We start from the raw sequence: 15,656 nt of genomic DNA on the forward strand, positions 1-15,656 counted from the left end.
CTTTCTCCATCCTTTTTTATCGAAGTGGGCTTACCGAATCTGTCCCTCTCCGTAGATCACATACTTGCAGGAGGTCAGCTCCTCCAGCCCCATGGGACCCCGGGCGTGCATCTTCTGGGTGGAGATGCCGATCTCCGCTCCCAGTCCGAATTCGCCGCCGTCGGTGAACCGGGTGGAGGCGTTGACATAGACCGCCGCAGCATCCACCGCGTCCAGAAAGTGCTGGGCTTTAAAGTAGTTCTTCGTGACGATACTCTCGGAATGGCCCGTGCCGTGGTCATTGATGAAGGCCACGGCTTCCTCCATGTCCTGCACCACTCGGACCGCCAGAATATAGTCGTCATACTCCGCGTCCCAGTCGCTTTCGGCGGCGGGAATCCCGCGCTGCCCCAGAATCGCCAGCGAGGCATCGTCGCACCGCAGCTCCACATGGTACGCATCCAGCAGTGGCACCGCCTTTTCCAAAAACGGCGCGGCCACCTTCTCGTGGAGCAGCACGCACTCCGCCGCATTGCAGACGGACGGGCGGGAGCACTTGGCATTGCAGAGGATGGAGGCGCCCATATCGAGATCCGCCTCGTCGTCGATGTACACGTGGCACACCCCCTCGCCGGTGCGGATCACCGGGACGCTTGCCTCCTTCGCGACGGAGCGGATCAGCCCCGCGCCGCCCCGGGGGATGAGCACATCCACATACCCGTCCAGATGCATCAGCTCCCGGGCGGTCTCGTGTCCGGTATCCTGCACCAGCGAGATGCAGTCCTCCGAAAGGCCCGCCTCCCGAAGGGCGCAGCGCATCAGCTCCGTCACGCAGCGGTTGGAGCGGATGGCCTCCCTGCCGCCCCGCAGCATGCAGACGTTTCCGGATTTCAGGCACAGCGCCGCGGCATCCACCGTGACATTGGGCCGCGCTTCAAAAATGATGGCAATGACGCCCAGCGGCACCATCCGTTTGCCGATAATAAGTCCGTTTGGCCGCGTCTCCATCTTCGTGACGCGCCCGATAGGGTCCGGCAGGGCCGCGACCTGCCGCACGCCCTCCACGATTCCGGCAACGCGCGCGGGGGTGAGCGTCAGCCGATCCAGCATGGCCTCGCCCATTCCCGCCGCTTTCGCGGCGGCCACATCCTCCGCATTGGCGGAGAGCCACTCCGCCTGCCGCTGCGTCAGAATCTGGGCAATGCCCTCCAGCGCCTGATTCTTTTCCGCCGTTTTGGCGCTTGCCAGACGGCGACTCGCCGCCTTTGCAAGTCTCCCCTGCTGTTCCAATGCCGTCATGAAATCTCCTCCCTTTCCGTCGCCAGGAATCGGGTCCCGATGTCCCGGCCCTCCACGATTTCGTACAGATCCTCCATCCGCGCGCCGTTGGTAATGACCATGTCGCAGCCGCCTGCCATGGCAATCCGGGCGGCGGAGAGCTTTGTGGCCATCCCGCCGGTCCCCCGCCACGTACCTGCGCCCCCGGCCATCTCCAGAATTTCCGGCGTCAAATGCTCCACCCGGTGCAGGAGCTTTGCGTCCGGATGGGTCTTGGGGTCCGCTTCGTAAAGCCCGTCGATGTCGGAGAGCAGGATCAGCAGGTCTGCCCCGCACAGCTCCGCCACGATGGCGGAGAGGGTGTCGTTATCGCCAAGGACCTTGTGGTGCCCGGTTTCGATCTCGGCGGAGGAGACGGAGTCGTTCTCGTTCACCACGGGGATCACGCCCATCTCCAGCAGCGCGGAAAACGTGCTGCGCAGATGCGCCGCCCGCTCCGGGTCCTCCACATCGTCGCCCGTCAGCAAAATCTGGGCGACGGAGCGGTTATACTCGGAAAACAGCTTATCATAAATGTGCATCATCCGGCACTGCCCCACGGCGGCGGCGGCCTGCTTCATCCGCAGCTCCTTTGGGCGCTCGGAAAGGTTCAGTTTTGCCGTGCCCACGGCGATGGCCCCGGAGGTCACCAAAATGACCTCGTGGCCCATTCCGTAAAGGTCCGCCAGCGCCCGGACCAGATGCTCCATGTTCCGCAGGTCTACACTGCCGGAATCATGGGTCAGCGTGGAGGTTCCCACCTTCACCACAATGCGATGCTTTCTCGTTTCCACCGTCAAGTCCCTCCGGTATCCCAAAATGATATGTCAGTATACCACGGGCCGGGCAAAAAAGAAAGAGTCCGGCCCCCATCGTTTTCATCTCCTTCACGCACAAAAACACCCCTTCGTGTCCGCAATCCTTTGCGCTGCCAAGAGACCGGGCCGCAAGCGCCGCATTTTTGGGCAGGAAGTCCATGGATTCTCAGTTGATTCCGCTTCCGCCGTGTCGTATACTGTAAGGAAAGCGGGACTGCCTCCCGACGGGGACCGTCAGCCGTGCGAAATTGAAAATTTGGAGGAAACAACGATGAAATACGGCCGTACCTATAATTTCTCCGCCGGTCCCGCCATGATGCCGGAAGAGGTGCTGGAGGAGATTGCCGCGGAAATGATGAACTACCGGGGCAGCGGCATGTGCGTGATGGAGATGAGCCACCGCTCCAAGGCCTTTGAGCAGATCCGGGACGCGGCGGAAGCCAACCTGCGCAAGCTGATGAACATTCCGGCCAACTACCGTGTCCTCTTCGTGCAGGGCGGCGGCACCGTGCAGTTCGCCATGGTGCCCATGAACCTGATGAAAAACGGCGTTGGATGCTATGTGGAAACCGGCGCGTGGTCCAAAAAAGCCATTGCAGAGGCGAAGAAGTACGGCGAGGTGCGGGTGGTGGCCTCCTCTGCCGACCGGAATTTCTCCTATATCCCCGACTGCTCCGATCTGGACATTCCGGAGCGCGCCGACTACGTTTATATCTGCGAGAACGAGACCATCAACGGCACCACGTACCACAAGCTGCCTAACACCAAGGGGCACCTCCTGGTGGCGGACCAGTCCTCCATGTTCCTCTCCCGCCCCTGCAACGTCGCGGACTACGCCTTGATCTGGGCCGGCGTGCAGAAAAACGTGGGGCCTGCGGGCATGGCGGTGGTCATCATTCGGGAGGATTTGCTGCGGGAGGACCTGCCTCAGTTCGTGCCCACCTATCTCAATTATAAGACCCACGCCGACAGCGACTCCCTTTACAACACCCCCAACTGCTGGGCCATCTATTGCTGCGGCAAGGTCTTTGAGTACCTGCTCGCCCACGGCGGACTGGAGGCGCAGGCGGCGCGCAACGCGGAAAAAGCCGCCGTTTTTTATGATTTTCTGGACAACAGCCGCTTCTTCACCGGCGCCGTCCGGCGGGAGGACCGCTCTTTCATGAACGTTCCCTTCGTCACCCCCTCCAAGGAACAGGACGCCGCCGTGGTTTCCGCCGCCACCGCCGCCGGCTTTGACAATCTGAAGGGCCACAAGAGCGTGGGCGGGCTGCGGGCCTCCATTTATAACGCCATGCCCAAAGAAGGCGTCGAGGCGCTGGTGGACTTCCTGAAGAAGTACGAGGCAGCCCAAAACTGATTCCTCCGAGGCCATTTTTGAGTAACGTAATGTTCCAAATCGTTTCACCATTTGGAACATTACGTTACTTTTTTGTTAACCGTTCTGCAAATGTAAAGAATTAAAATGCGATTTATCGCTTTTTTATATTGGTCGTTTTGCTTAATGTTTAACAATCAATTCTGGCAAATCTCAACAAATACCACGCCTGTTTTCAGGCGGCTCTTTGATATTTTTGCGAGTTGGCACGAAAATTGCTATATAATACTTGCATGAACGCTTTCGACGGGCCGCCTCGGCTCCGCGAAACGCTGTAACAGTTTTACGGAGGTACATATTTATGAATGAAAAGCCCATCCTCGGTGTTTTGCTTGGTAATTCCGCCGGGGTCGGCCCGGAATTGGTTGCCAGGCTGAGCGTGCAGAACACATTTCAGCAGTACTGCCGTCCCGTTATCATCGGTGACGTGCGGATGTTTGAGCGCGGATTGCAGGTCATCGGCGGCGAGGTTCCCCACTACGTCGTCTACGATTTGAGCGAGTGCGACTGGGAGCGGGGCTACCCGGTGCTGGATCTTAACAATCAGGACCCGGCGCAGGTCCCCTATGGCGAGGCAGTGGCCTACTGCGGCAAAAGCGATCTGGAGCAGCTGGACACCGGCATCGCGCTGTGCAAGGCCGGCGTGATTGAAGGCTTTGTCTTTGGTCCTTTCCACAAAGGCGCCATGAAGCTCTCCGGAATGCACGACGAGAGCGAGCACAGCTATCTTGCTCACAAATTCCAGTTGACCACGCCCTACGGCGAGATCAACATGATGGACGAATTGATGACCGTCCGCGCCACCAGCCACATTCCTCTCAAGGACGTGAGCGCCCATTTGACCGAGGAGACCCTGCGGGAGGCCATTGAGCTGGGCGAGATCACCGGCGAAAGCTTTGGCAGCAAGCCCCGCATGGCGGTGGCCGCGCTGAATCCCCACTGCGGCGAGTTTGGCCTGTGCGGCCGGGAGGAAGTGGATCTGATCGCTCCCACCGTGGAAAAGGTAGTATCTGAAACAGGATGGAACGTTACCGGCCCCTATTCCGCCGATACGCTTTTCATTCGGGCGCTGAACCATCAGGAGTTCGACGTGGTGGTGACGCTCTTCCACGATCAGGGCCAGATCGCCCTGAAGCTGGTGGGCTTTGAGCGCTGCATCACCGTAGCGGGCGGACAGCCCTATCCCATCGCGACCTGTGCCCACGGCACCGCCTTCGACAAGGTGGGCACGGGCACCGCAACCACCACATCTTTTGAGCGGGCCGTCAAGGCCGTCGCCAAAATGGCCGTCGCCAAACGGGCGCAGTAAGGCAAGGAGGAAAACATGGAAAACAGGAAATGGAATCTCCAAATGCTGATTCCGCTTGCCACCACAGTCTTTTCGCTGGTATTTATCGTTGTTGGCATCAAAGATTTCGGCTTTTGGACCAATCAGCCCACCGCCGCGTTCTTCCCCATCATCATTGCCTCCGTGCTGCTTCTTTCCAGCATCGCCTGCTTTGTGCAGCTGTCCAAACCCGGCAATGCCAAGACCGTCCGCTACAACCGCGATGAAATGATGGTCATTCTGGGCGCCGCCGGCATCCTCCTTTGCACCCTGCTCGTCGGTCTGGTCCCCAGCTGCCTTCTCTATATCTTCCTGTGGCTGAAGTTTGTGGAGCACGCTCCCTGGAAGGCAATCATTGTCATTGAGATCATTATGGCCGCCATCATTCTGGGCGTGTTTGTTTCCTGGCTTCAGGTCCGTTTCCCCACGGGTCTGCTGGGAAGTTTTCTGTAAGGAGCGGTAGACATGGAAAATATTTCTGCTTTGCTGTCGGGTTTTCAAGTCGTTCTGACGCCTGAAAACATCGGCGTTTGCATGCTGGGCGCGGTTTTGGGCCTGATCGTGGGCGCAATGCCCGGCATCGGCTCTCTGGCAGGCGTTGCACTGCTGCTGCCCCTCACCTATAAGTTCAACCCCACCACCGCGATCATCATGCTGGGCGCCTTGTACTACTCCAATATGTACGGCGGCTCCTTCAGCGCGATTCTTTTGAACATCCCCGGCGACTCCCCCGCCATCACCACCGCGCTGGACGGCTATCCCATGGCCAAAAAGGGCCGCCCCGGTCAGGCCCTGGTGGCCGCCAACACCGCAAGCTTCATCGGCGGCACCATCGGCATCCTCATCCTCACCTGCACCGCCTCGGGCCTTGCCAATCTGGGTTTGAAGTTCGGCTACGCCGAAATGACGCTGGTGCTGCTCATCGCCATGACCTCCATCAGCTGGCTGATCGGCGAGAACCCCATCAAGGGCATCGTCATCACCATGCTGGGAATTCTGGTGGCCTCCATCGGCATGGACACCCTCACCGGTGCTCCCCGGTATGACTTTGGAAGCATGTACCTTCTGGGCGGCATTCCCTTTACCCCCTTCGTCATCGGCTGCGTGGGCTTCGCGCAGGTCATCAAGCTCATCAACGAGCGCGCCGCCGATGAAAAGCAGCGCCAAGGCGAAGAGCGGAACGTCAAGCTGTCCATCAAGGATTCCATGCTGACGAAACACGACTTCCGCCGCATCCTGCCGCCCATCCTGCGCTCCGGCATTCTGGGCACCTTTGTGGGCGTGCTGCCCGGCTCCGGTGCTACCACCGGGTCCATGATGGGCTACGCCATGCAAAAGAAGTTCAAGAGCGAAGAGCCAATGGGCACCGGCGCCATCGAGGGCATTGCCGCTTCGGAGGCAGCCAACAACGCAGCCGCCGCCGGCGCCTTCGCACCGCTCTTGGCTTTGGGTATCCCCGGGTCCGGCACCGGCGCCGTACTGCTGGGCGGGCTCATGATGTGGGGACTCAATCCCGGACCGCTGCTGTTTGACAGCAACCCCGAATTCTGCTGGGGCCTGATCTCCTCGTTGTATCTCGCCAACATCTTCACCCTGCTGGTGGCCATTTTGGTCATCCCCTTCCTCATCAAGATCCTCAGCGTGCCTGTGAAGTACATGATCCCCATCATCACCTGCGTGTGCATTGTGGGCGCGTACTCCACCTCTAACTCCATGTACGGCGTGATGGTCATGTTCGTTTCCGGCATTGTGGGATATCTGCTGGAAAAGAACGGCTTCCCCACCGCCCCCATGCTGCTGGCCTTCGTGCTGGCTCCCATGCTGGAAAAGAACATGCGCAAGGCGTTCATCGCCTCCCAGGGCAGCTTGAAGGTATTTGCGGATTCTCCGCTGAAGGTGGTTCTGCTGGCGATCTTCCTGATCCTGATTTTTACCCCCATCGTAAAAAATATCCTGCGCAAGTCCAAGGCAAAAAAGACGGCGGCTTCCGTTTAAGCCCCGCCCCATCAACTTGTTCCCCAATTGTAATTTACATAAAAGGAGAATTGTCATGAAAAAGGTTTTATCACTCACACTTGCACTGCTGATGGTCCTGTCCCTGGCCGCCTGCGGCGGCTCCAAAAAGGAAGAGGCTCCGGCCCCCACGGGCGGGGACGCTCCCGCGGCGGAGGGCTTCGTGCCCGACAAAACCGTTACCTGGATCTGCACCTCTTCCGCCGGCGGCGGCTCCGACATCTTCACCCGCAAAATCGGTGAGATCATGACCAACGACGATCTGGTGGGCGGTCAGACCATCGTGGTCTCCAACGAGACCGACGGCTCCGGCGAGGTCGGCCGCAACAAGGTTGCCACCATGAAAAACGACGCCGACTACACTCTTTTGACCTTCAACTCCGGCGATCTGATGCCCATGGTCACCAACACGAAAAACCGTTCCTCCAACTTCCGCATTCTGGCGATCATGGCAGTGGATAAGCAGCTCATGTTCTCCTGCCCCGCCTCTGACTCCAAAACCGACTACGCCAAAAACGGCGGCGATCAGGGCGATTTCGCCGCCGCCATCGAGGCCGCCAAGAACGGCACCTTCGTGGTCATCGGCGGTTCCAAGGGCGACGACATCACCACTTACAACAAGCTCCTGGAAGAGGTCGGCCTGACGGAGCAGCAGATGGGCTACATCACCTACGACTCCACCTCCGACGCCATCACCGCAGCGCTGGGCGGCAACGTGGACTTCGTCATCTCCAAGCCCGCCGCCGCTTCCCAGTATGTGGAATCCGGCGACCTGACCCCCGTGCTGGCTCTGGCAAACGAGCGGTACGCCGGCAATCTCTCTGACGCCCCCACCCTGTCCGAGATCGGCGACTACGAGAACGTGGAAGTCCCCGTGTGGCGCGGCGTGGCGGCTCCTGCCGCGATGAGCGACGCAGCTGTCGCCTACTGGTCCGACGTTCTGGGCAAGGTCTCCACTTCCGACGCCTGGCACAGCGAGTATCTGGAAAAGAACCAGCTGATCGACGAGTACAAGGATACCGCCGCCGCTACCGAGTATGTCACCACTTACGAAGCTGACTACATGGCTGCAAACGGCTTGAGCTAATCACAGCTTTATAGTATACTGGGAGCGGGCCTGCCAACGCGGTCCCGCTCCCCATTTTATGAAAGCTGCGAAAGGAGACTGCCTGTGGTCAACGTTCTTTTGATCGTTCCCGATCCCACGATGATTCAATCCGTGGAAGCCCGGCTGCAAAATTTCCGGCACAGTGAGGTGCACATTGATGTGACCCACTATTTCGGTACGCCGGATGCCTTGGGGCAGATGGCGAACTATGACGTGATCGTGGCCCGGGGCATCACCTATCGCAAGCTGTGCGCCCTGTATCCGGACAAGCACATCACCAACCTCAATTTCGACGGAACCGATATTCTGGAGGCGCTGGTCCACTGCCGGGACGCTTACCATCCCTCCTCCATCGGCCTTTGCATCAAGCGGGACGAGCTTTACGCCCTTCTGCCCGCGCTGGAGGAGCTGTCCCACGCCAAAATTTCTCTCTACGAGGTGGTGGATGAGCCCAGCGCTTACAGCGCCGTGGACGCCTGCCAGCGGGACGGCATGGAAGTTGTCGTCAGCGGCGGAACCGTAGGCAACATCTGCCGGGCCCGGAGCATTCCCTATACGTACATCGATATCCGCATGGAGACCATGGAGCGGGCGCTGGAGGAAGCGCTGAAAGCGGCCCGCAGCATCAACACCGAGCGGACGAAAAGCAACATCATCCGCATGATTCTTGACAGCAGCGAGGACGCCGTGCTTGCCGTGGATGAGACTGGCCGGATTCTGGAGGCAAACGGGCAGGCATACCGGCTCTATCAGCTGGCCTTCTTACAGCAGTGGCAGGGTCGCCCCGTCCGGGAGATCAACCCCGCGCTGACCTTCATCGGCAACGAAACGCCCCCCTGCCGGGACGGCGAGGAGAGCATCCTCAATTTAAACGGCGAAAAATATTACGTGAAATATAAGCTGATTTCCGGCGAGGCCTCCGGCATCGGTACCCTGATCACCACCAGCGCCGCCGCAAAGATCATGCAGGAAGAGCGGCAGCTCCGCAAAAGTCTGGTGCGCAAAGGACTGACGGCGAAGTACTGCTTCCGGGACATCATCGCCGCCAGCGACGAGATGAAAAAGCTGGTGGATATTGCCAAACAGTTTAGTCAGGCCAACTCCAATGTGCTCATTACCGGCGAGACCGGCACGGGCAAGGAGCTTTTTGCCCACAGCATCCACGCCGCCAGCCGCCGGATGAATCAGCCCTTCGTGGCGATCAACTGCGCCACGCTGCCGGAGGCATTGCTGGAATCGGAGCTGTTCGGCTATGAGCCGGGCGCCTTTTCCGGCGCATCCCGGGAGGGAAAGCCCGGTCTTTTCGAATTGGCCCACCGGGGCACCATTTTTCTCGACGAGATCGGGGAGATCCCCGTTGCACTGCAGGCAAAGCTTTTGCGGGTACTGCAGGAAAAGGAGATCCGCCGGGTGGGCAGCACAGCCGTCATCCCCGTGGACGTGCGGGTGATTGCCGCCACCAACGTAAACATCCAATCTCAAATTGCTCAGGGGCGGTTCCGCAGTGATCTTTTATACCGGCTCAACGCACTGGAGATCAGCATCTCTCCCCTGCGGGAGCGGCGGGACGACATCCTGCCCCTCATTGAGCACCAGCTTCGCATCTTTGCGGCGGAGCAGGGCAAAATGCCCCCGCTTTTGAACCCTGCCGCCCAGCAGATCCTGCGCAGTTATGCCTGGCCCGGAAATGTACGGGAGCTGCGAAACGTCTGCGAGCGTCTGGCTGTTCTATACACCTCCGCCGTCATCGACGCGTCCACTCTGGCGGAGATGCATCTTTGCTTTTCCGCCGTCTCCCGCGCCGACGCCGGAGAGAGCGTCCCCTTGTCCGCGCCGGATTCCGCCCCGCTTTACGGAATCCCGGTATTCAAAAAGAAGAAAGATGTGGCTCAGGAGTTGGGAATCAGCCGCACGACCCTCTGGCGCATGACCAAGCGGCAGGAGGCCGGGCAGGCCCGGAACATCCCCCAATCCGGAGACACGACCCAATCCCAGGAATAACGGAGCGCGCTGCGCTCCGGGAGGAAATATGACGACTGCTGTTTTTACGCTGGCAGTCAGTGCGGCAGTGGGCTGGTGCTTTCAAAAAGCCAAAGTCCCCGCCGGGATGATGATAGGCGCCGTGGTTGCGGCAGCCGTGCTGACGGCGGCGTTCCGGGTAGGCTATGTGCCGCCCGCCACCAAAAGCATTGCGCAGGTCATTGCCGGAGCGTTTATCGGCTGCTCCGCCAGCCGGTCGGACCTGCAGCAGCTGCGCGTTTTTTACAAGCCGGTCCTCATCATCACAGCATCATTGCTGACCGTCAATGTGGTAATTGGTTTTTTACTCTTCGCGACAGGTTATTCCGACCTTTTGACCTGCCTAATCTGCGCGGTGCCCGGCGGAATCACGGATGTGACGCTGATTGCCGTGGACCTGGGGGCGGACGCCTCCAAAGTATTGGTGATCCATTTTTGCCGCCTGATCGTAGGTCTCGTGGTGTTCCCGCTGCTGGTGCAGCGCTTCACGCCCCCACTCCCAGCGTGCGCTGACACGGAGGCGGATGGCAGCGAATCGGACGCGCTGCCGCCCCGGCGCAGTGCGCTCCACCTGCTGGTAGCACTGGCGGTGGCGGCAGTGTGCGGCTGGGTGGGAAATTGGCTGAAGATTCCCGCAGGCATCATTCTCTTTTCCCTGCTGGGCTCCTTCGCCTTGAAATTCTGCGGTTTCCGCGTCAATTTTCCAAGCTGGCTGCGGCGGGTGGCACAGGTGCTCTCCGGCGCCTATGTCGGATGCCTGCTGGACCCCACCCACTTCGGAAACCTCACGCAGGTGTTCTGGGCGGCGCTCATCACGCTCTCCGTGCTGCTGGTCAATGCCATCACCTTCGGGAAGCTGCTAAAGCGTCTTTTCCAAATTCCGCTGCGGGAGGGGATGCTGATGCTGACCCCGGCCGGCGCGTCGGACATGGCGCTTATTTCTGCGGATATCGGCGTCAACAGTCCCCGGCTGATTTTGGTGCAGATTTATCGTATGCTGATCGCAACCGCGATTTTCCCCCAGCTCTGCCTGCTGCTCGCAAGCGCAATATAATCCCAGCGCCCTCCCCGTCCGTTCCGGACAGCCATTGCAAGGCTCCATCCAAGACCACCCGCCGTTGGCGGGTGGTCTTTTCGCAAGCTCCGCGGTCGAATGCGGCGGGGCATCCGGCCCTTTTGCGGAAGTTCCCCCGCCCTGGGGCCTTCTACTGGACGCTCCGTGAGCAAGCAGGCAGTTTGCACAGTCTCCGGCAAGTGCTTGCAAGTCGTTTCACAATTCTTACAAATTTTACGGCAGACCGAAATTTTTGAAAAATACCCCTTGACATTTTATCGGCAATCCCATATTATAATAAAAAGTTAGCAATCGCTAACTGTTATTTTGGGGTCCATAGTTAGTCTTAGCTAATTAAGTGAACAGGGCAAGGAAGGATGATCTATGATGCCGTTAACTCTGGCAAACGTGGGTGAGCGCAACCTCATCAAAAAAATCGGCGGGAAGCCGGAGGTGCAAAGGCACCTTGAAAATCTGGGCTTTGTGACCGGCGGCAGCGTAACCATCGTCAATACGCTGCGGGGCAGCCTGATCGTGCGGGTCAAGGAGTCCCGGGTGGCGCTCAGTCACGAATTGGCGCAAAAAATCATGGTTTGATTATTATAACGACAGAGATTTGAGGAGGATTCCGGTGTGAAAACATTGAAGCAGGTGAAAATCGGAGAAGATGCCGTGGTGGTGAAGCTCCACGGCGAGGGCGCTGTGAAGCGCCGCATCATGGACATGGGGCTGACCCGGGGCGTGGCGGTGCGCGTGCGTAAGGTTGCCCCTCTGGGCGACCCCATCGAAGTGACGGTACGAGGCTACGAGCTTTCCATCCGCAAGGCGGATGCGGACCGAATTGAGATCGAATAAATTTTTGAAAACAGGGCCGCTAGCGGTCAATTTTTTTAAAGCGTAAGTTAGTCTAAGCTAATTAAAAGAGAGAGGAATTTGCAGCATGGATTTGAGAATTGCCCTCGCCGGCAACCCCAACAGCGGCAAGACAACGCTGTTCAACGCGCTGACCGGCTCCAACCAATCTGTCGGCAACTGGCCCGGCGTCACCGTGGAGAAAAAGGAAGGCAGGCTGAAAGGGCACAGTGACGTCACCATCACGGACCTGCCCGGCATCTACTCCCTGTCCTCCTACACGCTGGAGGAGGTGGTTGCCCGCAACTATTTGATCGGCGAGCGTCCGGAGGCCATCCTAAACATCATCGACGGCACAAATCTGGAGCGCAATCTATACCTGACCACGCAGCTGACCGAGCTTGGCATTCCGGTGGTGGTGGCCATCAACATGATGGATATCGTTTCTAAAAACGGCGATCAGCTCCACGTGGCGGAGCTTTCCCGGGAGCTTGGCTGCCCCGTGCTGGAAATTTCCGCATTGAAAGGAATCGGTATCGTGGAGGCGTCCGAAGCCGCAATTGACGCAGCAAAGGCCGGCAAGACCATCCCCATGCACGCCTTCTCCGGCGCGGTGGAACACGCCCTTGCCCACATTGAAGAAGCCGCTGTGCACGCGATGCCCGCCGAACGCCAGCGCTGGTATGCCATCAAGATTTTTGAGCGGGACAAGGCGGTGCTCTCCCAGCTGAATATCCCATCCGATGTGCTCGCTCACATCGAACAGGACATCAAAGCCGCCGAACAGGAGCTGGACGATGACGCCGAGAGCATTGTCACCAATGAGCGGTATGTGTACATCGCCTCCATTTTAAAGGGCAGCTACCAAAAAAGGCGGGCCGGAATGCTGACGGTCTCCGACAAAATTGACCGTGTCGTCACCAACCGCTATCTGTCCCTGCCGATTTTTGCCGCGGTGATGTTCATTGTCTATTTTATTTCCGTCACAACGCTGGGTACCGTCGTCACCGACTGGACCAATGACACGCTCTTTGGCACATGGATTCAGCCGGGGATGCAGGGCCTTTTAGAAACCATCGGAGCTGCCAAATGGGTGGTCTCCCTTGTGGTGGATGGCATTTTAGGCGGCTTGGCCGCTCCCATCGGGTTTGCTCCGCAGATGGCCATTGTGTTCCTGTTCCTGTCCTTTTTGGAGGATTGCGGGTATATGTCCCGGGTGGCCTTCATCATGGATCGGATTTTCCGCCGCTTCGGGCTGTCCGGGAAGAGCTTTATCTCCTTCATGATCGGCTCGGGCTGCGGCGTGCCGGGTATTATGTCCTGCCGCACCATTGAAAACGAAAAGGACCGGCGGATGACCATGATGACCACTACCTTCATCCCCTGCGGCGCAAAGCTTCCTGTCATTGCGCTGATTTCCGGCTTTTTAATGGGCGGCGCGTGGTGGATGGCGCCTGCCATGTATTTCGCGGGCATTGGCATTGTGATGATCGCCTGCATCATTCTCAAGAAAACGAGGAGCTTTTCCGGCGACCCCGCCCCCTTTGTCATGGAGCTGCCCCAGTATCATTTCCCCTCCCTCAAGGGAATCCTGCTCCATGTTTGGGAGCGTGTGTGGGCATTTTTGAAGAAAGCGGGCACCATTCTTTTCCTCTGCTGCGCCGTAATGTGGTTTTTGGGCAACTTCGGCATACAGCATGGCGTGTTTGGTCTGGTGGATACGGAATCTTCTTTTCTGGCCGCCATCGGAGGGGCCATCGCGTGGATCTTCAAGCCCCTCGGCTTTGGGACATGGCAAGCCGTGGCAGCGTCTCTCAGCGGCTTTGTGGCGAAGGAGGGCATCGTCTCCACCATGGGCGTTCTCAGCGGCCTTGGCGAAATTGAGGCGTATACGCTCTCCATGCACCAGCAGTTTGCCGCCTTCTTCCCCACCAGCATCGCCGCCGTGTCCTTCCTGTGCTTCAACCTGTTTGACTCCCCCTGCCTTGCCGCGATCTCCACGATGTCCCGGGAAATGGGGTCGAGAAAGTACTTCTGGGGCGCCATCGCCTTTCAAAATCTGCTGGCCTATTGCGTTGCGCTGATGGTTTATCAGCTCGGCGGTCTGGCGGTTGGACAGGTGGCCTTCAGCGGCGCTACCGTGGCGGCTTTCGCGGTGCTGGCGGCGCTGGCGTGGCTGTTGTTCCGGCCCAATCCCTACGCAGGGCGCCCGCAGGCGGCAGACTGCCCCGCCATGTAACCGGGTTTTTACCAATACACAATCATTCTTTCTACTTCATTTTAATAGGAGGTCTTTTTTATGCTGCATTGGATCTGTGCAAATCTCGCAACGATTTTCGTCTGTGCAATTTTGCTTCTTCTTTCCGGCCTGATTGTTTTTCATCTCATTCAAAACAGGCGAAAGGGCAAGACGGCCTGCGGCTGCGGCCATTGCGAAATGAGCGGTCATTGCGACCGCTGCGGCCGGTAATCGAAACGCTTGCATTCCATGGTTTGCCGTGTTATCATAAAATTATGATGAGGCGCAAAGCCTTGTCAACTATACCATTTTAGGAGACTGCTGTTTGAAAAACAACGCCTTGGAGATTGTCGGCTGACCGGGAGGTTTGCTGAAACAGTCTCACGAACCTCCCAAATTGAATCCATCAATTTTAGGAGGAAAAAATGATGCAAAACGATTTTACCATCCGTTTGGAAACCACAAGCGATTACCGCAATGCCGAAAATCTGACACGCGAGGCCTTTTGGAATGTTTACCGCCCCGGGTGTCTGGAGCATTATGTCCTGCACACCTTTCGTCAAAGGCCGGACTTTGTTCCGGAGTTGGATTTTGTGATGGAACGCCGCGGCAAAATGATCGGGCATGTGATGTATGTCCGTTCCGAAATTCATGCCGACGACGGACGGACCATTCCCATCATGACCTTCGGCCCCATCAGCATTGCACCGGAATGCAAGCGCCAGGGCTATGGAACGCTTCTGCTGCGCCACTCCATGAACGAAGCCAAAATTTTAGGCGCGGGCGCCCTTGCCATCACCGGCAACCTCGACTTCTATGGCAAATCCGGTTTTGTGGTGGCCTCGAATCGCGGCATCCACTACTTTGCCGAACCGCGAGACGCCGAAGTGCCCTATTTTCTGATCTGTGAGCTGGAGCCCGGATTTCTCCGCGGCGTCTCCGGCACCTACAAGGACCCGGAGGGATACTTTGTGGACGAAAAGGAAGCAGACGCCTTCGACGCGCAGTTTCCGCCCAAAGAAAAGCTGAAGCTGCCGGGGCAGCTCTTCTAAATCAAACGATCTCCAGCAAGTGCGGTGCAGTCAGTGACTGCACCGCACTTTTTTGGGCAGTTATACGGCGTTCAAACGCTTTGCTGCGTGATTCCGGTTTTCCATTGCCTGTTCCATGCGGATACAGAACTACGCCTTGCTGCTGTTACCCTCGCCCCCGATACTCGCTTCGTATAATTTCGTCCATTTCTTCGGGGCTTTCCTTGCAGCCGCCCTCCAGCCACATCTCAATCATTTTCGTAATGCCGGCACGGAAAAATTCGCAGTGATACGCAATGAATCTGTTTTGAAAATGCGCCTGCGCCTGCTTCGTGTCGTAAAGCAAAACCTTGTATTCGCGGTTGTAGCCCAGCTTAAAATAGGTTTTATAGAACTGTTCGGGCCCAGTAGAAACAGCCGCTAAGGGCCCAGCAGAAACAGCCAATCTCAGCTCAAAAGAAAAAGCCATTACCAAAACCTTTCAGACTCCTTATACTGGATAGTGACCAAACAACCCAGTA

Annotated in this window: 15 protein-coding genes; 12 read left to right on the top strand and 3 right to left on the bottom strand. The window is 58.1% G+C overall.

Annotated elements, in window-relative coordinates:
* Nucleotides 1-30: 30 nt before the first annotated feature.
* Entirely contained in the window at nucleotides 31-1,278 is a 1,248-nt protein-coding gene (locus tag PHI30_RS06795) for a glutamate-5-semialdehyde dehydrogenase (protein ID WP_300025694.1), read from the bottom strand.
* Nucleotides 1,275-2,090, bottom strand: a complete 816-nt coding sequence (gene proB / locus PHI30_RS06800; RefSeq protein ID WP_300025697.1) for a glutamate 5-kinase — start codon at nucleotides 2,088-2,090, stop codon at nucleotides 1,275-1,277. The genes PHI30_RS06795 and proB overlap by 4 nt, the downstream gene beginning before the upstream one ends.
* Before the next feature lie 295 nt (nucleotides 2,091-2,385).
* Between proB and serC the strand changes: the two genes are divergently transcribed.
* The 12 genes from serC (at nucleotide 2,386) to PHI30_RS06860 (ending at nucleotide 15,156) form a co-directional block, all read left to right on the top strand.
* Nucleotides 2,386-3,474 carry a 3-phosphoserine/phosphohydroxythreonine transaminase gene (gene serC, locus PHI30_RS06805; RefSeq protein WP_300025700.1) on the top strand — a complete coding sequence of 363 codons (1,089 nt, stop codon included), beginning with the start codon at nucleotides 2,386-2,388 and terminating at the stop codon, nucleotides 3,472-3,474.
* Nucleotides 3,475-3,793: 319 nt separating this feature from the next.
* Nucleotides 3,794-4,801, top strand: coding sequence for a 4-hydroxythreonine-4-phosphate dehydrogenase PdxA (locus PHI30_RS06810; protein ID WP_300025704.1), 1,008 nt, complete (start codon nucleotides 3,794-3,796; stop codon nucleotides 4,799-4,801).
* 15 nt (nucleotides 4,802-4,816) lie between these two features.
* Entirely contained in the window at nucleotides 4,817-5,272 is a 456-nt protein-coding gene (locus tag PHI30_RS06815) for a tripartite tricarboxylate transporter TctB family protein (protein WP_300025706.1), read from the top strand.
* Between the two features lie 12 nt (nucleotides 5,273-5,284).
* Nucleotides 5,285-6,814, top strand: a complete 1,530-nt coding sequence (locus tag PHI30_RS06820; protein WP_300025709.1) for a tripartite tricarboxylate transporter permease — start codon at nucleotides 5,285-5,287, stop codon at nucleotides 6,812-6,814.
* 55 nt (nucleotides 6,815-6,869) lie between these two features.
* Nucleotides 6,870-7,919, top strand: a complete 1,050-nt coding sequence (locus PHI30_RS06825) for a tripartite tricarboxylate transporter substrate binding protein (protein WP_300025712.1) — start codon at nucleotides 6,870-6,872, stop codon at nucleotides 7,917-7,919.
* 84 nt (nucleotides 7,920-8,003) lie between these two features.
* Nucleotides 8,004-9,941 carry a sigma 54-interacting transcriptional regulator gene (locus PHI30_RS06830; protein ID WP_300025715.1) on the top strand — a complete coding sequence of 646 codons (1,938 nt, stop codon included), beginning with the start codon at nucleotides 8,004-8,006 and terminating at the stop codon, nucleotides 9,939-9,941.
* Between the two features lie 28 nt (nucleotides 9,942-9,969).
* Nucleotides 9,970-11,013 carry an AbrB family transcriptional regulator gene (locus PHI30_RS06835; RefSeq protein ID WP_300025717.1) on the top strand — a complete coding sequence of 348 codons (1,044 nt, stop codon included), beginning with the start codon at nucleotides 9,970-9,972 and terminating at the stop codon, nucleotides 11,011-11,013.
* Nucleotides 11,014-11,397: 384 nt separating this feature from the next.
* Nucleotides 11,398-11,610: a FeoA family protein gene (locus PHI30_RS06840; RefSeq protein ID WP_300025718.1), complete on the top strand. Its 213-nt coding sequence runs from the start codon at nucleotides 11,398-11,400 to the stop codon at nucleotides 11,608-11,610.
* A gap of 36 nt (nucleotides 11,611-11,646) precedes the next feature.
* Complete coding sequence (locus PHI30_RS06845) at nucleotides 11,647-11,868, top strand: ferrous iron transport protein A (RefSeq protein WP_300025721.1); 222 nt, start codon at nucleotides 11,647-11,649, stop codon at nucleotides 11,866-11,868.
* A gap of 85 nt (nucleotides 11,869-11,953) precedes the next feature.
* On the top strand, nucleotides 11,954-14,104 hold the full coding sequence (gene feoB / locus PHI30_RS06850) for a ferrous iron transport protein B (RefSeq protein WP_300025724.1): 2,151 nt from the start codon (nucleotides 11,954-11,956) through the stop codon (nucleotides 14,102-14,104).
* 60 nt (nucleotides 14,105-14,164) lie between these two features.
* A complete protein-coding gene (locus PHI30_RS06855; protein ID WP_300025727.1) occupies nucleotides 14,165-14,335 on the top strand; it encodes a FeoB-associated Cys-rich membrane protein in 171 nt (56 codons plus the stop codon).
* A gap of 197 nt (nucleotides 14,336-14,532) precedes the next feature.
* Nucleotides 14,533-15,156, top strand: a complete 624-nt coding sequence (locus PHI30_RS06860; RefSeq protein ID WP_367186349.1) for a GNAT family N-acetyltransferase — start codon at nucleotides 14,533-14,535, stop codon at nucleotides 15,154-15,156.
* A 145-nt stretch (nucleotides 15,157-15,301) separates the two neighbouring features.
* Here PHI30_RS06860 and PHI30_RS06865 read toward each other — a convergent pair whose 3' ends face one another.
* The gene (locus PHI30_RS06865; RefSeq protein ID WP_367186350.1) at nucleotides 15,302-15,604 is read right to left on the bottom strand and encodes a TetR-like C-terminal domain-containing protein; all 303 of its coding nucleotides are present in this window, start codon (nucleotides 15,602-15,604) and stop codon (nucleotides 15,302-15,304) included.
* Nucleotides 15,605-15,656: the final 52 nt, after the last annotated feature.

This window comes from Oscillibacter sp., from assembly GCF_028693505.1.
Classification (GTDB): domain Bacteria; phylum Bacillota; class Clostridia; order Oscillospirales; family Oscillospiraceae; genus Oscillibacter.